Consider the following 19254-nt stretch of genomic DNA (forward strand, 5'->3'; position numbering starts at 1 on the left):
TACGCTCGGGCTCGCCGATGGCCTAGCGCTCACCGCGAATTCGGAGGCGGCGATCATGGGGAGTGCTGCCCATCGCGCCCGGGGTCGCGCGATGGTGGGATGCTCATGTGCCCGCCCTCGCACGAGCGGGGCAGGAGCAGAACGGAGTGACGATGGCCGATGTCGACCTCGACCTGTCCGCGCTTCGCGTCGCCCGCACGCGGGTCGGCGGGGCGCTGCAGACGTTCAGCTCAGCCGATCGCGTCGGCGACGACCTCGCCGATCTGACCGGTGAGGACCGGCTGGCCGACCGGGTGCGCGACTTCGCCGGCAACTGGGACCACAACCGGGGCAAGCTCGAGGAGCAGCTCGAGACCGTTCGCGACTGGCTGGATGCGATCATCGAGACCTTCACCGAGCTCGACGAGGAGATGGAAGGCTGATGAGCTCTGGACTCGCGGTCGAATTCGAGGACGTCTTCGCGGGACGACCGGCGCAGCTCGAGGGCCGCGCCCGCCGCCTGCAGTCGACGGCGGAGGCCATCGAGCGTGCCGCCGAGGCGTTGCGCGACCTCGTCGACGACCAGGTCGGCAAGTCGACCGACCAGGTGGGCGACAGCGCCGAGGAGGCGGCGAAGGGGCTGCAGCGGGCGTACCGCCGCTACAGCGGCACCGCGTCGGCGCTGACGACCTTCGCGGTCGAGCTCGCACCGGTGCAGGAGCGGGCGCGCGCGGCCGTCGAAGACGCCGACTTCCACCAGGACCGCATCTACAGCCTGCAGGGCGACCTCGGCGACCTGAACAACAAGATCACCCAGGCGGAGGCCGAAGGGCGCTCGACCGATGAGCTCCGCGACGACCTGTGGAACGCGAACGACGACCTCGCGGCATCCCACCGGCAGGTCGAGGACGCGCGTGCCGTGCTGCGCGCGGCGCGCGATCAGATCTGGGATGCCGCGGACCGGGCGATCCGCGAGATAGAGACCGCGATCGAGCACGGCGCCGACTCGTTCGGCGACAACTGGGACCAGTTCTGGGGCGGCGTGGGCGATGTGCTCTCCGCGGTCGGGGAGTGGCTCTGGGACGTCTTGAAGCCGGTCGTCGACTGGCTCGTGCAGGCGATCAGCGAGCTCGTCTCCGAGCTCGTCGTGCTGCTCATGATCGTCATCGCCGCCGCCCTGATCGGGATCGTGTTCACCGCGTTCGGGCCGCTCGGCCTGCTCGTGCTCGGTCTCGCGCTCGCCGCGGCGATCATCGCGCTGCCGATCGCGGAGCAGGCCGGCAAGCCGAAGTTGCTGCGGAGCAAGACCGAGACGACGCGCGACGACGCGGAGGCCCGTGACTACGAGGGCCTCATGCAGCAGCTCGCCCGGCAGGACGAGCACGGCAAGGGCGACTTCAGCGAGATCCGCGTGGTCGCCGTGAAAGACGAGTACGGCAACATCCTGTCGTGGAGGGTCCAGACCCCGAGCACGCAGGTCTGGTCGCCGTTCAACACCGATGGGGCGATGAACGACCTCCGCACCGACCTGATGCTCTCGCTCTACCCCGAGATGCAGACCCAGTACGAAGAGGCCGTCTGGCAGGCGATGACCGACGCCGGCGTCTTCAAGAACGACGCGCCGATCATGTTCACCGGCTGGTCGCTCGGCGGCATGATGGCCGGCGAGATGGCGACCGACCCGCGCGTGGCCGACCGGGTGGAGTCGGTCTTCGTCGCGGGCTCGGCGATCGACAAGCACTACAGCGACATGCCCGACGGCGTTCGCGTCACGCAGATGAAGAACGGCATCGACCCCGTGCACACGCTCGAGTTCGCCGGGCTCGACCCGATCGACCGGCTCGCGGAGTTCGACTCCGATTGGCAGGAGTACCGGCCGCTCTCATGGCCGATGCACGACGCCACCATGTACGGCGACGCGGCCGAGTATTATCTGCCCGAGCCCCGGCCGGGCGACGAGATCTTCTTCGCCGACGAAGGCGATGGCAGCCATGAGGAGGTATACGTTGCGCAGTACACGCGTGGGTCGTAAGGGGAGCGGGCGGTTGCGCATCACGACGTTGGTCGCCGTGCTGGCGCTCGGTTCGGCCGCACTCGCCGGCTGCGCCGCGGCCGATCCCGACCTCTCCGGTCTCGAGTCCGAGCTGTCGGCGGTCGACGGGGTCAACGACGCGACGGCCGGGGTCACGCACTCCGGTGCCCCGTGGAACACGCAGCTCGTCGTGACGCTCTACGTCGAGGACCCGACCGACGACGGCATCGTCGACGCGGTCCGGGCCGTGGCGCCCGTCTTCGTCGCCGACGAGGCGGCGCGTCACGAGGTGAGCCTCTACTTCATCCCCGGTCAGCGCAGCGACTACGAGAGCGACTTCGACGCCGAGTCGTACGAGCTGACCGTCACGCCCGAGGTCGCCGAGGCGCTCGGCGTGCCCGACAGCGGGCCGTACTCGCTGCGGCTCTCGCCCGCCCAGATGCGCGAGATCGCGAACGGCGAGTGAGCGACGAGACCGGTGACCTCGCCCCGCCGAGGTTGACGTTCCAGCTGCCCGGGCGCTGGCTGACCGTCGATCCGCGCGACGAGCGGCGGGCCAGCGAGCAGGTCGACGCGGCGGTGCGCGACTTGGTCGGCGTCGCGGATGACGCGGCGATCGCCCGTCGGCGGCTCCGCGAGAGCTTCGACCGCACGATCGCCGCGGCGCGCAAGGCCGAGGCGCACGGGCTGTTCCTGTGCCTCGAGGCGGCGCCGGGCGTCGCGCTGCCGGCCTCCCTCACGGTGCACGCACCCGAGCGCCTGCGGATGACGCCGGCCGTCGGCACGTCGGCCGACGCCGTGCTGGGCGTGCTGGCGAAGGGGCTGGCGTCGTCGGCCGCCGCCGGGGGCGACACCGCTCGGCGGCTCGACGGGCCGCGCGCGAGCCTGTTGCGCACCGACCGGGAGTACGAGGAGCTGGTCGAGGAGGACGGGGTCTCCGTCACGGCCGTGCGCCTCGAGGTCGACTACTGGTTCGCGGTCCCGGGGTCGAAGCAGGTGGTGCTCGCGAGCTTCGCGACCCCGCTCGGCGAGATCCGCAACGCCGTGCTCAGCTTCTTCGACTCGATCGCGCTCGCCGCCCGCTTCGAACTCGCCCCGTCGGTCGAGTAGCCCCGGTCGGTCGAGTAGCGCGAAGCGCGTATCGAGACCACTCCGTCAGTCACCCGATCTTCACCCCGTCGTCGCCAACGCGGTTCGTAGACTCGCAGCATGGGCGCTTCGGCAGGTCGTGCGAGGCGACGGCTCGTTCCGCCGGCGCTCGCCGTCGCCGTCGCCTCGGTGCTCGCGTGCGTCGTTCTCGCCGCGTGCTCGTCGAGCCCGAGCCCGTCCCCGACCCCGAGCCCGGCGCCGACTGGTCGAGCGAGTCCCGCCGAGACATCCACCCCGCCCGGCCCGACGTCGGTGCCGTCGACGTTCGCCGTCGTCGGCGACTCGATCACCGATGCGAACAGCACCGACCTGCCGAGCGGCGACCTCGGCAGCGAGTCGTGGGCCGGGTACGTGGTCGATGCGGGCGTCGAGTTCGCCGGCGGCTGGGCGGAGTGGGGCGCTCCGACCTCGCTCATGGCCGAGTCGGTCACTCCGGTCGAGGCCGACGTGCTCGTCGTGCTCGCGGGCACGAACGATGTCGCGTTCGGCGTGCCGTTCTCCGAGTCGGCCGCGAATCTCGACCGCATCGTGTCGACGGTCGGCATCGGCGATGTCGTCGTCGCGTCGATTCCGCCTGCCGACCCGTTTCCCGCGGCGGTCGTGGAGTACAACGAGCAGCTCGAAGCCCTCGCCGACGACCGGGGCTGGCGGTTCGTCGACGCGTCGGCCGGCCTGCGCACCGTCGACGGCCGCTTCGCCGACGGGATGTCGTACGACGGGCTGCACCCGACGGAGCAGGGCGCGCGCGTGCTCGCCGAGGCGATCGCGGGGGAGCTGCTCGCGGACTGACGCGAGTGATCGTCGGCGGTGTGGCGGTGCGCAGAGTGCTCCGCCGCGGAGCCGGCGCGGGCGTTCACCCGCTCGCGGTCGCGTACCTGCGGGCGAGCGTCTGAATCGCCTCGGTCAGCTCGGCCGGGCCGTCGACGGTGAAGTCCTCGTCGAGCAGGGCGAGGTAGACGGCCACGGTCATGGGGTGATCGGCGCCCGTGACGAGCACGCAGCGCTCGTCGTCGATGGCCTCGACCAGGCCGACCGAGGGATCGATCTTCTCGGCGACGACGCTCGCCGGCGCGTGCACGACGACGCGGGCGCGGAACCGCCAGCCTGCGGAGGCGACGCCGCGCAGCACGTAGCCCGCGACGTCGTCGGCCGGGAGGCCGCGCGGAGCGAAGCGCCGCCGGGTCGGCGGCCGCAGCGACATGCGGTCGACGCGGAAGCTGCGCCAATCATCGCGCTCGAGGTCGAACGCCACGAGGTACCAGCGGCGGCCCCAGCTCACGAGCCGGTACGGCTCGACCCGGCGCAGCGACGCGTCGCCCTGGAACGGCGTGTACTCGAACCGCAGCCACTCGGAGCGCTGCACCGCGCCGGCGATCGCGGCGAGGGTCGGCGCCTCGACGCTCGGCCCGCTGTCGCGGGTCTGCGGGGCGGTCGCCGCGGCCATCGCGCTCACCTGTTCGGCGAGCTGGTGCGGCAGGACGTGCTCGAGCTTGGCGAGAGCGCGCGCCGCGCTCGCCTCGATGCCGGCGACTGCGTTCGTGGTGACCTGGTGCAGGGCGATGGCGACGGCGATGCCCTCGTCGTCGTCGAGCATGAGCGGGGGCAGGTCGGTGGCGCGGTCGAGGCGGTAGCCGCCCGCCCGGCCGCTCGTCGCGTCGACGACGTAGCCGAGCTCGCGAAGGCGCCCGATGTCGGCGCGGATCGTGCGGGTCGAGACCGCGAGTCGCTCGGCGAGTTCGGTCGCCGTCCACTCGGGGCGCTGCCGCAGCAGCGCCAGCACCTGCAGCACGCGCGTCGCGGTCTGGTTCACGGATGCCTCGATTCGCGGAAGCTATTCTTCCGCATTCATTTCTACCGTAGGGGCATGACGAACAGCGAGCCGACCACCGGCATCCAGCAGGCGACCACCATCTCGACGACCGACGCGAACGATGAGCGCGTCATCCCGTTCACGCTCTCGATCCCGGCCGCCGATGTCGACGACCTCCACGACCGGCTCGCCCGCACGCGGTACACGACCGAGGCTCCGGGCGGCGACCCGGCCTACGGGGCGAGCCTCACCAATGTGCGCGAGATGGCGGAGTACTGGCGCGACGAGTTCGACTGGCGCGCCGTCGAGGCGCGACTGGCCGCGTTCCCCCAGTTCATGACGACGATCGACGGGCAGCCGATCCACTTCCTGCACGTGCGGTCGGCCGAGCCGAACGCGTTCCCCGTCGTGCTCACGCACGGCTGGCCGGGGTCGTTCGCCGAGTTCGCCGACATGATCGGGCCGCTCGTCGACCCGGTCGCCCACGGCGGTCGCGCGGAGGACGCCTTCCACGTCGTGGTGCCGAGCTTCCCCGGCTACACGTTCAGCGGGCCGGTCACGGAGGCGGGCTGGGGGTCGGCGCGGGTCGCGGCGGCGTGGGACACGCTCATGAAGCGCCTCGGCTACGAGCGCTACGGCGCGCACGGCGGCGACGGCGGGTCGCTCGTCGGCCGCGAGCTGGGCATCCTCGCCCCCGAGGGGCTCGTCGGCACGCACGTGCTGCAGCTGTTCTCGTTCCCGAGCGGCGACTCCGCCGAGTTCGAGAAGCTCGAGCCGAAGGACTTCGAGGCGCTCGAGATCCTGAAGAACTTCGGCGAGATCTCGGCGTTCGCCACCCTGCAGTCGACGAGGCCGCAGACGCTCGCGCACGCGCTCGCCGACTCCCCGGTCGGACAGCTCGCGTGGAACGAGCTGATGGCGACGTTCGACCGGCCGACCGAGCTCAGCCGCGACCAGATCCTCACGCACGTGTCGCTGTACTGGTTCACGAACACCGCCGGCTCGGCGGCGCGGCAGTACAAGGAGGACGCGCGCTTCAACGCGGGCGAGGGCATCGCGGAGCGCGTCAACCACACGCCGACGGGCGTGTCGATCTTCAAGAACGACTTCCACTCGATCCGCACCTTCGCCGAGCGCGACAACGACCGGATCGTGTTCTGGAAGGAGCACGAGGTCGGCGGCCACTTCGCCGCGATGGAGGTGCCCGAGGTGCTCGCCGACGACCTGCGCGAGTTCTTCCGCCCGCTGCGCTGAGCCGGTGAGCCGAGGCGGCCGCATCCTTCGGGGTGCGGCCGCCTCGTCGATCAACCGGTCGGTCGAGTAGCGCGAAGCGCGTATCGAGACCACCCGCGCCCCCGCACCGACGCGCTCGAGCGTGGATTGACGCGAGGTCGCCTCCGACTTCAGCGATCGAGCGTGCGCGCGACGCGCAGCCACCGCACCGAGGCATCCGGCCGTGCCGCCGACCCGCGCGCCTCGCCGTCGCAACGCACCACGACCGCCCAGTCGTCGAGCGAGGTGCCTGCGCCCTCGAGTCGAGCGCGAAGGCGGCGCACCGCCTTCGCCGACGGGGCGCCCTGCACCGACACGTGGGCCATGTGCGTCTCGGCGATGGCGGCGGCCGCGGTCAGAAGCGGCTGGGGGAGTCGCAGGCGCCGCCCCATCGAGCGGATGACCTCGGCGCCGCGCTCGGCATGCCCGTACGAGATGATGCGCCCGTCCTTGCGACGGGTGGTGTCGGGCTTGCCGATGTCGTGGAAGAGCGCGGCGAGCACGAGCAGCGCGCGTCGCTCGTCGTCGACGCCGTGCTCGTCGGCGTACGCGGCCGCGAGGTCGGCCGCCCACAGCGAGTGCACGAGCACGTCACCCTCGGGGTGCCAGTGCGGGTCCTGCGGCGTGGTCGCGAGCGCGGCGAGCTCGGGAATTGCCTCGACCAGTCCCCGCTCGCGGATCGCGTTCGACGGCGTCGCCTCGGTGCGGGCGACGGCGAGCAGGGCGGCGCCGGCTGCGGCATCCGATGGGATGTCGCGTGGCTGGCGTGACTCGGGCACGGATGCCTCCTCGACGGTCGGTGGTCTGAAGCGTAGCGAGTACGGCGTTCCGGTCGTCGACGCGAATCAGCCTCGTCCGAACATCGCGGTGGCGACCATCCCGATCCAGTACGACGCGGCAGCGAGCCCGAGCACGGCGGCCGCGGCGATGCCCACCTTCTGCGATGCGGTGGTGCGCGTGCGAAGACGGCGGCCGGATGCTCCGACGAGATGCCGCTCCTCGGTCGCCGGGCTCGTGGTGACCTGCGCCCGCCGAAACGGGTCGTCGAGTTCGTCGTCGGTGCGGCGCTCGTCGCGGTAGCGGCGGGTCTGGCGCTCGAACTTCTCGTGGAGGTAGCGCACGAGCTCGGGCAGCGCGTCGAGTTGCCCCGGCGTCGAGAACGCGCGCGCCGGAGCGTAGATCAGCACCCGGTCGTCGACGACCTCGAGGTCGCAGCCCGCGGCCGCATCCATGAGGCGCCGAAGGAGGTCGGGGGTGAACACGTAGAGGGCGTCGCGCTCGTACCCCGCGGGGCAGTACAGCGTGAAGACGTCCTGGAAGTCGCCCTCGACCGCGAGCCGCTGCGACTCCTGAAGCGCGATGCCCGAGTCTCGCAGCACGCCGCCACGCGTGCTGAGCAGCACCATGTTCGGAACCGGCCGCGGCAGCGGCACGACGACGAGCTTCGGGCCTCGGCCTCGGCCTCGGCCTCGGCCCCGGCCCCGGCCTCGCGCCGAAACCGTGGCGAAGACGAAGGGGGCGTCAGCGTCGAGCGCGTCGACGACGCCCTCCATGACCACGTTCTTCGAGCTTCGGTAGAGCAGCCCCGAGACCGGGAGGTTGACCACCCGGTCTCGGAAGGCATATCCCCGCTCGTCGCAGAACGCCCGCGCCAGTTCGTGCTGCGCGGTGCGCGAGCGGGGAGCGCTCATTACGCTTTGCCGCCGAGCCCGCGGATAACGGCGATCAGCTTCTCGTTGTCCTCGTGCTGGATCTCCTTCGCCTGCTCGTCGCCGAGCCCGCGGTCGAGCGAGCGCTCGTACGACACCATCACCTTGTACTTGGTGCCGTTCACGATGAGCGTCGGGATCGAGCTCATCGAGTAGGTGAAGCCCTTCTTGAGCTGCACGGCCGAGACGGGCGCGCTCTCGATCAGGTCGCCGTTCTCGCGGAGCAGGCCGAGGTGCCCGTCGGAGATCACCAGTCGACCGCGCTTCGTGTGGGTCTTCATGCCCGACGCGATCGTCGCCCAGGGGCCCGTGTCGAAGTCCGGTTCGGTGGCGTTCGAGTTTTCCGACATCGTTGTTGAGCTCTTCTCTGTTGGATCGCCCGGGCGAGACGGAGGGACTTCCGCTCATCGCCGCGCGAAGTCTCGAACATATCGAGGTATCGGCATATGTCGGGGAAACGCGCCCTGAGAGGTTCGGTGAACTTTGGATGTCGCGGCAGTCGTCGGTCGTTCACGCCCACGGAAGCCGCGTCGACACCGGCTCGGGGGCCGGCAGCGAGCCGGGCGCGATGCGCCTGACGGCCTGCGGGGTCGCGCCGATCTGCATCACCGAAACGCGATCCCTGACACGGATCGCGGCGAACGAGCTCTCGAACGGGACCTCGTCGGGAATCGGGATGTCGTGCTCGCCGGCGCCGAGCTCGCCCTCGAAGGCCGTCATCGCATGACCGAGCGGCTCCGGGGGCACGAACGTCCCCCAGATGCCCTCCACCACGACTGGCGCGGTGTCATCGAGCGTCAGGCGGAGGACCCGAGACGAGGCGTCGTACTCGACGTCCGGGGCGGCACCGCTGAAGAACTCCTCGACCTGCGCGACCAGCAGTGGCGCGACGCCACCGAGGCCCTGCATGAAGGTCACCTGCGGACTGAGGTGGCGGATCTCCACCTGGAGCTGCTCCTTCTTCTCCGGCGGCACCATCCCGCCGAAGATCACGAGATCGACCTCGCGGAGATCGTAGTCGTCGAGCAGCTGATCGAACTGGTTGCTCGCGTTCGCGCCGTATCCGCGCTCGCGCAGCATCGCCACGGTGTCGACCAGCACCGCCGCGCTGCGTCCGACGATGAGTACTCGAGAGGTATTTGTTGACATTTCCACTCCTTGTTGGCGTTACCAATGTTGGTGTGGCCAACATAGCAAACTGTTGGCCTCGCCAACAAGGGCATACAATCCGGACATGCGTGAGACTCAACCCGGCCGCACGCCGGATCGCCTCAAGGACCGGCCCACGTGGCTGCTCGGACGAGCCGCTGCGAGGGCGTCGGCATTGCTCGCGAGCGGGTTCGAGGCGCATGGCGACGGCTTGCGCGGCTACCACTACCGCTTGCTCGCCGCCCTCGATCAGTTCGGTCCGGCCAGTCAGGCCGACCTCGGGCGTGACACCGGCATCGACCGCAGCGATGTGACTGCGGCCCTCACGCAGATGGCGGACCGCGGACTCGTTGTTCGTGAGGTCGACCCCGGTAATCGGCGGCGCAACATCGTGTCGATCACGACGGCCGGGATGGCGAGGCTGCGCGAGCTCGACGAGGTGCTCGACGGCATCCAGGAGGTACTGCTCGCTCCGCTGTCGCCGGCCGAGCGAGCGCAGTTCGCGAAGATCATGCCGAGGCTCGGCCTCGGCGGTACCGATCACCCCGATCTCGAGCCGGACCAGCCTGTCGGCGAGGCGGACTAGCGTCGAATGGCGGGGGCGAGCTGTTCGGGTTCTGCGGCTGCCGGCTCGATGCGCCGCCGCGCCGGCGCATTCGCGATGAACACCCCGGCGACGAGCACGGCCCCGCCGACGGTCTCCCACACGTTCGGGATCTGGCCGAGAAGCAACGCCGCCGACGCCATCGCCACCACAGGCGCGAGCAGCACCCACGGAACCACCGATGCCGAGCGGTTGCGGGCGAGCAGTCCGTTGAAGATCGCGTAGCCGACGAGGGTGCAGAGGCCGGCCGTGTAGAGCGTCGAGACGATGGGGCGCCAGCCGAATGCGGCGAGGCCCGCGGCGATCGCGTCGGGCCCCTCGATGAGCGCCGACAGGCCGAGCGCCGGCAGCGGCACGACGAGCGACGACCACACCGTCAGCGACAGCGCCCCGAAGCGCTTCGCCGGTGCGACCGGGCCGGCCTTGCGCGAGATGACGTTGCCGATCGCCCACGACAGTGCGGCGAGCAGGCACAGCACGACGGCGATCGCCGGCGCATCGCCGCCGCGACCGAGGGCGACGACGCCGAGTCCGACCGTCCCGACCAGCACGCCGATCGTCTGCAGGCGGCTCGGGCGCTCGCGCAGAGCGAGCGCCGCGACGACGATCGTGAGCACGACCTGCGCCTGCAGCAGCAGCGCCGCGATGCCGGGCTGCAGCCCGAGCGCGATCGAGGTGTAGAGCAGGGCGAACTGGCCGAGGCTCATGAAGAGTCCGACGCCGACGACGGTCTTCCAGCTCGCGAGCGGGCGGGGCACGACGACGACCGCGAGGGCGACGACGGCGAAGCGCACCGCGACGAAGAACAGGGGCGGGATGCCGGCCATGCCCCAGTCGATCACGACGAAGTTGAAGCCCCACATCGTCGCCACCAGGGCGGCCAGCACCATGTCGCGTCTCGTCATGCGTCCACTCTCGCCCGAGGCATCCGGAAACACCAGCGACCATTTGTGTGCGTGATTCGGTAGCATCCGTACATGATCGATCTCGAAGCCGTGGTCGCCCTGCGCGCCGTGGCCACCAACGGAAGCGTCGCGTCGGCGGCCGACGCGCTCGGCTTCACGCCGTCGGCGGTGTCGCAGCAGATCAAGCGCCTCGAACGCGGCACCCGCGTCGCCCTGCTCGAACGGGCCGGCCGCGGTGTCGTGCTCACCGATGCCGGGCGGCACCTCGTGACATCGTCGGCGACCGTGCTCGCCGACCTCGAGCGCCTCGAGGCCGACCTGCACCTGGCCGGCGGGGTGAGTGCTGCCGACGGGGCGCCACGCCGGGTCACGGGCGAGGTACGCATCGGTGCGTTCTCCACGGCGGTCCGCGGCATCCTCGTCGATGTGCTGCCGCGGCTGCGCGCGGAGCACCCCGAACTGCGGGTGCCGATGCGCGAGAGCGAGCCGTGGGAGACGATCGCGCTCGTCGCGTCGGGGCAGCGCGATCTCGGCATCGTGCACCGCTGGGGCGGGGTCGCGCTCGCGATGCCCGAGCATCTCGTCGAGACACCCCTGTTCATGGATGTCGCGGACGTGATCTTGCGACGGGATCATCCGCTCGCCGATCGTGCCGAGCTCTCGCCAGTCGATCTCGCGAGTGAGGAGTGGATCGCGACCTTCGACTCGACGATCTGCCGGCAGTGGCTGCGGCGGCTGTTCGACGGCGTCTCGAACGCGCCGCGCGTCGTGCACGAGTCGATGGAGTTCGAGAACCACCTCGAGCTCGTGCGGGCCGGGCTCGGGGTCGCGCTCGTGCCGCGGATGGGGCGGCCGCCGCTGCACGAGGATCTGGTCGCGATTCCGACGGTGCGTCCGGCGTCGACGCGCGGGGTGTCGGCGGTGCATCGGCGCAGCCAGGCGGACTCGCCGGCGCTGCAGGTGGTGTTGGATGCGGTGCGCGATGTGGCGACGGGTGCCGCGATCGCGAGCACCTGATCGACTGCTTCGCCCGGCCCGAGCGACCCAATAGTGTGTGCGTGTGATGACCACTCAACAGGCGATGATCGGCGGCCGTGACGTTCGCACATACGCGCGTCATCTCGCCGGCACCGGGTTCTTTTTCCTGCATTTTCTCGTCCTCGCGCTGAGCGTCGCGCTCCTCATCAATTTCGTGCTGCGTCTCGCCGATCAAGACCCTGGCGGCGTGTTCTTCGGCATGCTGGCATTGGTCGTCATCATCGGTACCGTCGCGACCTCGATCTGGCTGCAGGTTTCCCACCGAGTGCGCGTTGAGCGGGCTCTGAAGGACTCCCCGTACGCCTTTGTGGCACCGATCGCCCTGACGAAAGAGCTCGTTGCTCAATCGCAGAGGCTCTCGGCCGAATTCGGCCAACGCCCCCCGGGATTCCGCCCTCATCGGCACGGGGTCCTCGCGTGCGACGCCAGTGGGCTGCGCGTGCTTGCGGGCGGCGGAGCCTCGAGTGAGCTGGCGATTCCGCGCCACGCGATTCGCGCGGTCGAACGCGGCACTGTCAACCTGCCGAATGCGACGATTCCGGCGGTCGATATCGTGGTGGGGACGGCATCGGGCGCCTATGCGTGCTCCTTGTTCATGATGAACAAGGTGGGGTTCCTGTACGGCAGCGAGGGTGCTCCGGTCGTCGACGCGTACATTCAGGAGATTCGTACGACCTTGTTCAGCGGTACTCAATAAGCCCAACGCGCCCGGCGTGGACCAGCGTCAGGAAACCGGAGTGAGCGGCCCGGTCTGGAGATCGCTCCAGGCATCGCCGCAGACCTGCAGGTCGACCGGTGCGTCGATGCCGGGGCCGGCACCGTCTGAGGTGACGAGCACCCGTACCGTGGTCGCGGTCGTCGGCGTACAGTCGTACGCGCCGACGACCGCGAGCAGTCCCTCCAGTTGGGCCGACTCACCCGGGGCGAGTGCCCCCGGCGAAGCGGTCATCGACAGCGGTCTGTCGCCACTGCTCGTAAGCAGCGTGCCGTCGGTGCCGAGCAGCAGCACACCTGGCCACCCGTAGTACGAGCAGGCTTGCTCCGACACGTTCGTGAGCACGATCGCGAAGCCCTCGTGGCCGGCTCCAGAAAGGTCGGGTCGCGCCTCGAGCTCGGCGCCGAGCTGCTCGTCCTGGCACCGATCGTCCGGCCAAACGGGGCCTGTCGCTTCGCTCTGCGGCGTGGCAGTAGGGGTCGCAGCCGGGGTCGGAGTCGAGGGGGATGTCGGCGCGCTGGCCGACGTCGATGCCGGTGTTTCGGCAGCCGTTCCAGCACAGCCGACCAGAGCAAGAAGGGGGAGCGTGAGCAGCGCGGTGAGGGCGGCGCGGCTCGTTCGGGTCTTCAGCATGTCGTGAATCTATCGGCTTGCAGGCTTCGAGATCTGTGATCCGCGAGGCTCAGGCCAGGTCGATGCGCAGCACCGGCGACGACTCGTCGACCTCGGGCTGGTAGCCCGCGTCAGTTCCACGGTGAACACCGACGCGACGCCGGGGCCGCCACGTATCGGCCTCGATGTGGACAACCTTTCATCAACGCGGAGCGAGGTATTCGGGAATTCCGCGCGCGCAGCGAGCCATCTAGCTGATCATTCCTCCCTGCCCCAAAACGGGTTACGAGCCCCCCGATTCACTCCCGTTTGCGCGACGGCCGCAGTACGTTGAACTACTCGCGGGTCGATGAACTCGCAGTTGCGCGGGGGCGCACACGAGGGGGGACACGATGGATGTCGACGACGAACAACCGGCTCCGCCTGATGGGTTTTCGGGGCTGCAACCCGTCGATGGCACGGGCGATGATTTGCTGGCGTCCGCAACGACTCCGGCACCGCCGCCCTCACCGCCCGCCGACCCGAGCGCCGAGCGGACCCCGATACCCGCGTCTGTCGTTCAGCGGCCCTGGTTCCTCCCTGCGATCGTCGGAGGAGGCGCGCTCGTGGTCGGCCTATTGGTCGGGGGAGTGGTCGGATCCACTGTTGTGACCGCGAGCTTCGAGGCCGAGGCCCAAGCCACAGCCGAGGCGAAGGAGAGTGCGGCCAAGAAGGCCGAAGCCGCGAAGCTCACCCTCTTCAAAGATGCTGTCGAGAAGTGCAGCCTGGGCGGCAAGGTTGTCGTCGCCGATGGCGGCCACTCGATGATTGTCGACGCGGCTGGCGAAGAGTTCGGCTCGGGCGATGTCGACTTCGATGAGCTCGAATGCATCATCAGTGCCGTCGACACGCCAGCTTCGGTGAAATCGAAGATGTATGAGACTCGTTCACTCGACGGTCGCCAAGAAGGCGAGTGGGGCGACATCTCTGCGAGTTGGAGCTACCACCCAGACGACGGACTCGACATCATCTTCGAGCTCCGCAATACATGACCGCGATGGCTTCTGAGAGCGAATCCGCGAGCACGCGACGGCGAGAGCCAACCACCCCTACTAGCCCGTTCGGCGAGTTCCGGACCCGAACCGGGGTGGCCTTGGACGGTTCATTCCTTACAGGACGGTTCATTCCTTACAGAGAGAGGCGAGAAGCATGAGCAACACTCCCGAATACAAGGTTGGCGACATCGTCAACGGCCACCGACTCACAGAGACTCCGGACGGATTGCAGTGGGTGCCGCTTGCTGAGCAGGCCGCGTCCGCTGTCCCACAGACCGAGCAACCGAAGTCGTCTGCCAGTGTTCCGTGGTACAAGCGAAAGGCCATCATCATACCCGCTGCCGTCGTCGCCGGTTGCATCGTCATCGCGGCGATCGGTTCTGCGAACTCGCGCGGTGACAAAGTCGACACAACCGCGGCATCGCAGTCGCCGAAGGTCGAGGCGAAGGCGGAGGAGCCCGTCGAGCCCGCCGAGCCCGCCGAGCCCGAGAAGGTGATCGTGCCCGACGTCGCCGGTCTCACGGTCGCCGAGGCAACGACCTTGCTCGAGAGTGAGGGGCTCACGGTGAAGCCTGGCCTCGATGGCACGTGGATCGTCTCCGTGACCGCACCTTCGGTCGGCGGCATCGCGGACCCGGGCACTGAGGTCACCCTCACCGCTGCCGCGCCGCTGACCCTCGCCCAGCAGAACGCCGTCGAGCAGGCGCAGTCCTACGTCGACACCATGCCGTTCAGTCGAGCGGGCCTCATCGAACAGATGACGAGCGAGTACGGCTCCGGCTATGAGCAGGCCGACGCTGAGTTCGCGGTCGACCACATCACGGTGGACTGGAACGCGGAGGCTGCTGAGGCGGCGCAGTCGTACCTAGATGTCATGGCAATGAGTCGCGACGGGCTGTACGAGCAACTGACGAGCGAGTTCGGCAGCCAGTTCACTCCCGAACAGGCAGAGTTTGGGCTCAAAGCCGTCGGCTATTGACCCTTACCGGGTGGAGGTTGCTCCACCGAAGCCGTGTTCGCAGAAGTACCGTGGGACCGACGGGGGTTGACCTTGGCGTTCAGACGGGGTCGATCCGCAGCACCGGTGCCGATTCCCCGACCGTGAGATCGTCAACAACCCGGATTCCGCGAGCAAGCTCATCGACCGCCCCGATGACCGTGCCGAATCGCTCGCGATCGCTGCACACAGCTGTGACGGTCACGAGGTGCGTGCCGAGATCCCACGTGTACGTGGCGAACGGCGGGCGGCCGCCCGGCGGCAGCGGCATGACGAGCTTCTCGCCCATGCCGAGGTAGGTGCCGCGGAACTCTTCGGTGTCGTCGTACTCGATCGGCATCGAGGCTCGCGCGATGCGGATCTCGGGCGTCGCCGCCTGCACCTGGGCCATCACCACGAGGAGGTCGGGCTCCGCCTTCCAGACCCACACGAGCACCCGCCCCGCCGCCTTGCGCATCAGCAGCGGAACGGCCTGACTCAACGCCCAAGCACTGAAGCCGCCGCGCTTCGACGGCTCGGCGCCCGGCCCCTTGGCCTGCGACAGCAGCGTGCCGATCGCCGCCTTGCGGGCGCGCCGGCCGCGGAATCCGAGGGAATCGGTGACGGGCACCCACTTGGATCGATCGGGTTCTGCGTGGAGTCGGGGCACGATCTCAGCCTAGGACGCGGCTCCTGCGCAGTGGGGTGAGCGGTGAGCGTTGGGCCCGCGCGCCGCATAAGGCGCCACGCCCAGCAGCACGTGGCGTGGTCAGGCCGCCCGGCCGTCGCGCAGCTCGAATCGCGCTCGTCCGCCGAGCCGCGGCACCTGATCGGGGTCGATGTGCGGCGGCGGGGTGAACCACACCTCGCTCGGGCCCGCGTCGATCCGCCAGCCGTCGCGGTGGATGCGGTGGTGGCAGAAGCTGCACAACATCACGCCGTTCGAGAGATCGGTCGGGCCGGCATCTCGCTCCCACCAACGTATGTGGTGCGCCTCGACGTAGGCGATGTTCTGGCCGCAGGACGCGCAGCCGCCGTCGCGCTCGCCGAGGGCGATCCGCTGCGCCTTGGTGAACAGTCGGGCGGCCCTGCCGACGTCGAGCGGGAGGCTCTCGCCGCCGAGCACGGCAGGGATGAGCTCGGCATCGGCGGCCATTCGGCGAGCGGTGGACGCCGCGACGGGCTGGTCGAGCCCGTCGATGCGGGCATGCCCGAGGTCGTTCACGAGGGTGTCGAGGTCGACGCGCACGACGACCGTCGTCTTCGCGAGCGGCGCGAGCGTCTGAGCGCAACCGAGCGCATGGCGTGCGATCGCGGCGAGCGCATCGGCCTGGATCTGCGCGATCGGCCGCCGGTCTTCCACCACCGGCACGCGGCCTCCGTCGGACGGGTCGCGTCGACGCAGTGCGTCGCTGACGAGTGCCTCGATCGCGGCCTTGACCGGCGCCGCGCTCTCGGGGTCGAGCCGTGCGTGCAGGTGCACCAAGCCGTGCCGGTCTTCGCGCATCGTCAACGAGCGTTCGGCGCGGAGTTCGTCGTCGCGCGGTTCGACGCCGTCGGGATCGAGCCGCGCCTCGGCCTCGCGGACTCCGCGCAGGAGGGTTTCGAGCGGCACCTGCGCGGCCAGCTCGACGAGCGCCGCCTCGACGACATTGATTCGAGAGGCGTCGGCCCTCGCCCATGCCCGGTCGAGCATCGAGGTGATCGCGGATGCCGCGTCGAGACCGATCGCCGCCGTCGCGAGCGCAACCGCCACATGCGGATGTCTCGAGGGCGCGCGCTCGCCGCTGAAGGTCTGCCGCTCGGCGGTGGCGGTGCCGACGGCGATCAGCCGCTGCGCGTCGGTACGCGACGCCCCGGTGGATGCCGCGAGCAGCCGGGTCGGATTGTGGAACCCCTGAGCCTTCGCGAGCCCGGTCTCGCCGAACTCGGGCCCCGAACGTCGCGCGACCTCGGCGGCAACGCGGGCGAGCACGGCGTCGATGTCGCGTCGCGTCTTCGCGAGGGCGTCGGTGACCCGGATGAGACCTGGGTCGCTCATCTGCTCGAGGTCGAACTGGGTCGAGCCGGAACTCGCGCCCCACGCCGGCATCGCGCCGGCCCACGCCTCACGGACACCTGCCACCTCGCGCTCGAGGGCGGCCAGCGCGTGTAGCGCGGCCTGCGCCGCGGGTGCGGCCTGCCCGAGTGGCGAGGTCTCTTCCATGCCTCCATCCTGCACGCACCCACTGACATTCGAACTTGCCGGAAATCGGCGATGATCTGGCATTCTGCCTGTGGAGAATCCGCGTAAGGGTGACCCTGTGGAGGAGAAGTCGCGCGCCGTGGTATCCATCATTCGGCGTTGCACCCCGATTGCCGGCTGCGAGCGTCGCTCGGATTCGAGCCTGGTCAGAAGCGGCATCCGCCCGATTCAGAAGCGAGTCGGCGATGGTCGCGTTTGTCGCCGCTCATCGGGTGCTCCCATCCGTGGTGTCAGGCGACGTCGCGTGGGTCTGGTAACCGACGGAAGAAAGGGTGTACTCGAAGGTTCCGTACGCCTCCGTCGGCACCTCGATGGTGAAGACTCCGTCGGGGTGGTCCAGGCCGTTGTAGAAGTCCCCGTAGGCGAGCAGCGCCTCGGCCGCGAGCCGCTCGGCAGCGCGTCGTTCCTCGTCATCGGCGAAACGGTATCGGGAGGTGCCGGCCTGCTCTGCGGCGATCGGGCTCGTGCCGAAGCCAGAGACGCGACCGACGAAGCGCTTGCCGGCTTCGGTGGTGACAGGCTCGAGCTCGTATTCGAACGGGATCACCCGCCCGCCCCAGACGAGCTTCATCAGCCGGATCGCTTCGTACGCGCGCACGCCGAGGGGTACGAGCGCGGCATCTCGTTCTCGATCGACGACGCGGCGTTTCCGAGGCCGCTCGGGATCCGGTTCGATCACGAACACGGGCGCTTCTCCATTCAATCGTCGGCAATGACGGCAGCGAGCATCGCCACCGTTGCTGCAAGCGAAGGGTCCGGTCAGTCGAAGCGGAGACGTCGACTGCACGTGAGCCTATCGACGCCGTTCTCACGGCGTATTCCCCAGTTCGCGGGGAGTACGAATCAGGGGCGACGAACCCGCATGACCTGTCACGATGCGCCGGCATGGGCCGAAGGGGACGCGCGGAGGCTTTCGATGTGGTCAATGCGTAGTGCGGCAGCTTGAGAGCACCCAGCCCGAAGGGCCTCATCGGACTGCAAGATGAGAGATGTGGCGAATCCGATTCCGCGTCCGCTGAGCAGCCGTGAGCGGGCCTTCCTAGACGCGCTTGTCGAACCCGAGTTCCGAGGCGCAGACGAACTCCGCCGGCAGGCGGCCGTCGCTCAGGTCGGCGGTACCTGCGCCTGTGGGTGCGCCTCGGTCGACTTCGTGCTCCCCGCTGTCCGACCCGGGATGCGGATCATCACCGAGGCGATCCACCGCGACGGAACCGGGGGAGTCATTCTCTTCACATGTCTCGCCCATACCGGCCAGGAGGTGCTCGCCGGCATCGAGTGCTTCTGGTACGAGGGCGACAGCATGACGCAGTTGCCCCCGCCCAGCGAGTTCGAGATCTGGGCGTACGACCCCGACCGCCGCGGCGTTCGCGACTGATCTCGAGGCGGCTAGTCGGCCGTTACATCATCGACTGCAGCAGTTGCGTGGCCTTCTGGTTGTCGCTCGTTGCGAGCACGACCCGGTTTCGGGATGCCACGTAGACGAGCGAGATGTTGATGTCCGCCTCGGCGAGGGCGCGAGCCATCCCACCGAACACGCCCGGCGTGTCGAGATCGGGCTCGGGCAGTGCCGGACTGACGATGACGTCGGTCTCGGCATCGACCGCGATGCCGGCGCCCTCGAGCGCGGCCCTGGCGCCCGCGACGTCTTCGACGAGGATATGGACGGCGCCCCGCCCGCCCTCCATGAGCGCGCAGAGGCCCTCGATGTTGACGCCCGCGTTGCCGAGCGCCTCGCCGAGCCGAGCCCCCTCGCCGGGCTGATCCTCAAGGGTGACCAAGAGATCCTTCGCCATGACGGCACCTCCTTCTCGGGCTGGTTTAGGTCTACGCCGGTGGGAGGGGTGCGTCAACGGCAGGTTGAGGCGCTGCGGCGACTGCCCGTGGCGCATCCGTGCCGCCAGTCCAGATGCTCGAGGTCGGGTCTGTCGAGAGACGTTCGCGATCGTGGCGTCGGCGAGCTGTGCTCGGGTTCGCGCGAATTCCACGGATGCGCGGATCGCGTGGCGATCGGACGGTGCTGCCGGG

General features: G+C 69.5%; 23 protein-coding genes. 12 read left to right on the forward strand and 11 right to left on the reverse strand.

Translation table 11 applies throughout. The annotated features are described in order from the left end of the window. Positions 1 to 152 precede the first annotated feature (152 nt). From AC3RJ7_RS08780 to AC3RJ7_RS08800, 5 genes are all read left to right on the forward strand, one after another. Positions 153 to 422 carry a hypothetical protein gene (locus AC3RJ7_RS08780; RefSeq protein ID WP_491455454.1) on the forward strand — a complete coding sequence of 90 codons (270 nt, stop codon included), beginning with the start codon at positions 153 to 155 and terminating at the stop codon, positions 420 to 422. After that, the gene (locus AC3RJ7_RS08785; RefSeq protein WP_491455455.1) at positions 422 to 2011 is read left to right on the forward strand and encodes a putative T7SS-secreted protein; all 1590 of its coding nucleotides are present in this window, start codon (positions 422 to 424) and stop codon (positions 2009 to 2011) included. Before AC3RJ7_RS08780 ends, AC3RJ7_RS08785 begins: the two co-directional genes overlap by 1 nt. 13 nt (positions 2012 to 2024) lie before the next feature. Continuing rightward, the gene (locus AC3RJ7_RS08790; protein WP_491455456.1) at positions 2025 to 2477 is read left to right on the forward strand and encodes a hypothetical protein; all 453 of its coding nucleotides are present in this window, start codon (positions 2025 to 2027) and stop codon (positions 2475 to 2477) included. Continuing rightward, positions 2474 to 3121 carry a hypothetical protein gene (locus AC3RJ7_RS08795; protein ID WP_491455457.1) on the forward strand — a complete coding sequence of 216 codons (648 nt, stop codon included), beginning with the start codon at positions 2474 to 2476 and terminating at the stop codon, positions 3119 to 3121. The genes AC3RJ7_RS08790 and AC3RJ7_RS08795 overlap by 4 nt, the downstream gene beginning before the upstream one ends. A 99-nt stretch (positions 3122 to 3220) precedes the next feature. Next, positions 3221 to 3949: an SGNH/GDSL hydrolase family protein gene (locus AC3RJ7_RS08800; protein ID WP_491455458.1), complete on the forward strand. Its 729-nt coding sequence runs from the start codon at positions 3221 to 3223 to the stop codon at positions 3947 to 3949. A 64-nt stretch (positions 3950 to 4013) separates the two neighbouring features. Here the strand turns inward: AC3RJ7_RS08800 and AC3RJ7_RS08805 are convergent, their stop codons facing one another. Further along, positions 4014 to 4970 (reverse strand): helix-turn-helix transcriptional regulator, encoded by a 957-nt coding sequence (locus AC3RJ7_RS08805; protein WP_491455459.1) that lies wholly within the window; start codon positions 4968 to 4970, stop codon positions 4014 to 4016. 54 nt (positions 4971 to 5024) lie between these two features. On the opposite strand from AC3RJ7_RS08805, the gene AC3RJ7_RS08810 reads away from it, so the two are divergent. Continuing rightward, on the forward strand, positions 5025 to 6224 hold the full coding sequence (locus AC3RJ7_RS08810) for an epoxide hydrolase family protein (protein WP_491455460.1): 1200 nt from the start codon (positions 5025 to 5027) through the stop codon (positions 6222 to 6224). A 149-nt stretch (positions 6225 to 6373) separates the two neighbouring features. Here AC3RJ7_RS08810 and AC3RJ7_RS08815 read toward each other — a convergent pair whose 3' ends face one another. The 4 genes from AC3RJ7_RS08815 to AC3RJ7_RS08830 form a co-directional block, all read right to left on the reverse strand. Then, a complete protein-coding gene (locus tag AC3RJ7_RS08815) occupies positions 6374 to 7021 on the reverse strand; it encodes an HDIG domain-containing metalloprotein (protein WP_491455461.1) in 648 nt (215 codons plus the stop codon). Positions 7022 to 7087: 66 nt separating this feature from the next. Then, positions 7088 to 7933, reverse strand: a complete 846-nt coding sequence (locus AC3RJ7_RS08820; protein WP_491455462.1) for a hypothetical protein — start codon at positions 7931 to 7933, stop codon at positions 7088 to 7090. Beyond that, on the reverse strand, positions 7933 to 8301 hold the full coding sequence (locus AC3RJ7_RS08825) for a hypothetical protein (RefSeq protein ID WP_491455463.1): 369 nt from the start codon (positions 8299 to 8301) through the stop codon (positions 7933 to 7935). Before AC3RJ7_RS08825 ends, AC3RJ7_RS08820 begins: the two co-directional genes overlap by 1 nt. A 160-nt stretch (positions 8302 to 8461) precedes the next feature. Beyond that, the gene (locus AC3RJ7_RS08830) at positions 8462 to 9100 is read right to left on the reverse strand and encodes a hypothetical protein (protein ID WP_491455464.1); all 639 of its coding nucleotides are present in this window, start codon (positions 9098 to 9100) and stop codon (positions 8462 to 8464) included. Positions 9101 to 9275: 175 nt separating this feature from the next. Here AC3RJ7_RS08830 and AC3RJ7_RS08835 point away from each other — a divergent pair, with 175 nt between their 5' ends. Continuing rightward, positions 9276 to 9686: a MarR family winged helix-turn-helix transcriptional regulator gene (locus AC3RJ7_RS08835; RefSeq protein ID WP_491455465.1), complete on the forward strand. Its 411-nt coding sequence runs from the start codon at positions 9276 to 9278 to the stop codon at positions 9684 to 9686. Here AC3RJ7_RS08835 and AC3RJ7_RS08840 read toward each other — a convergent pair. Then, entirely contained in the window at positions 9683 to 10609 is a 927-nt protein-coding gene (locus tag AC3RJ7_RS08840; RefSeq protein ID WP_491455466.1) for an EamA family transporter, read from the reverse strand. The two genes, AC3RJ7_RS08835 and AC3RJ7_RS08840, sit on opposite strands and share 4 nt — an antisense overlap. Before the next feature lie 72 nt (positions 10610 to 10681). Between AC3RJ7_RS08840 and AC3RJ7_RS08845 the strand changes: the two genes are divergently transcribed. After that, entirely contained in the window at positions 10682 to 11626 is a 945-nt protein-coding gene (locus tag AC3RJ7_RS08845) for a LysR family transcriptional regulator (protein ID WP_491455467.1), read from the forward strand. Between the two features lie 46 nt (positions 11627 to 11672). Then, positions 11673 to 12344, forward strand: coding sequence for a hypothetical protein (locus tag AC3RJ7_RS08850; RefSeq protein WP_491455468.1), 672 nt, complete (start codon positions 11673 to 11675; stop codon positions 12342 to 12344). Positions 12345 to 12371: 27 nt separating this feature from the next. On the opposite strand, the gene AC3RJ7_RS08855 is transcribed toward AC3RJ7_RS08850, so the two are convergent. Then, on the reverse strand, positions 12372 to 12995 hold the full coding sequence (locus AC3RJ7_RS08855) for a DUF4232 domain-containing protein (protein ID WP_491455469.1): 624 nt from the start codon (positions 12993 to 12995) through the stop codon (positions 12372 to 12374). A 371-nt stretch (positions 12996 to 13366) separates the two neighbouring features. Between AC3RJ7_RS08855 and AC3RJ7_RS08860 the strand changes: the two genes are divergently transcribed. After that, positions 13367 to 14005 carry a hypothetical protein gene (locus tag AC3RJ7_RS08860; protein WP_491455470.1) on the forward strand — a complete coding sequence of 213 codons (639 nt, stop codon included), beginning with the start codon at positions 13367 to 13369 and terminating at the stop codon, positions 14003 to 14005. A 157-nt stretch (positions 14006 to 14162) separates the two neighbouring features. After that, on the forward strand, positions 14163 to 14987 hold the full coding sequence (locus AC3RJ7_RS08865; RefSeq protein WP_491455471.1) for an Ltp family lipoprotein: 825 nt from the start codon (positions 14163 to 14165) through the stop codon (positions 14985 to 14987). A 79-nt stretch (positions 14988 to 15066) separates the two neighbouring features. Here the strand turns inward: AC3RJ7_RS08865 and AC3RJ7_RS08870 are convergent, their stop codons facing one another. The 3 genes from AC3RJ7_RS08870 to AC3RJ7_RS08880 form a co-directional block, all read right to left on the reverse strand. Further along, a complete protein-coding gene (locus AC3RJ7_RS08870; RefSeq protein ID WP_491455472.1) occupies positions 15067 to 15654 on the reverse strand; it encodes a hypothetical protein in 588 nt (195 codons plus the stop codon). 99 nt (positions 15655 to 15753) lie between these two features. Further along, positions 15754 to 17190, reverse strand: a complete 1437-nt coding sequence (locus AC3RJ7_RS08875; RefSeq protein WP_491455473.1) for an HNH endonuclease signature motif containing protein — start codon at positions 17188 to 17190, stop codon at positions 15754 to 15756. 244 nt (positions 17191 to 17434) lie between these two features. Beyond that, on the reverse strand, positions 17435 to 17914 hold the full coding sequence (locus AC3RJ7_RS08880; RefSeq protein ID WP_491455474.1) for a hypothetical protein: 480 nt from the start codon (positions 17912 to 17914) through the stop codon (positions 17435 to 17437). Positions 17915 to 18211: 297 nt separating this feature from the next. Here AC3RJ7_RS08880 and AC3RJ7_RS08885 point away from each other — a divergent pair, with 297 nt between their 5' ends. Then, entirely contained in the window at positions 18212 to 18604 is a 393-nt protein-coding gene (locus tag AC3RJ7_RS08885) for a hypothetical protein (RefSeq protein ID WP_491455475.1), read from the forward strand. A 22-nt stretch (positions 18605 to 18626) separates the two neighbouring features. Here AC3RJ7_RS08885 and AC3RJ7_RS08890 read toward each other — a convergent pair whose 3' ends face one another. Next, on the reverse strand, positions 18627 to 19022 hold the full coding sequence (locus tag AC3RJ7_RS08890; protein WP_491455476.1) for a hypothetical protein: 396 nt from the start codon (positions 19020 to 19022) through the stop codon (positions 18627 to 18629). Positions 19023 to 19254: the final 232 nt, after the last annotated feature.

The sequence above is a fragment of the Agromyces solani genome (genome assembly GCF_058349925.1).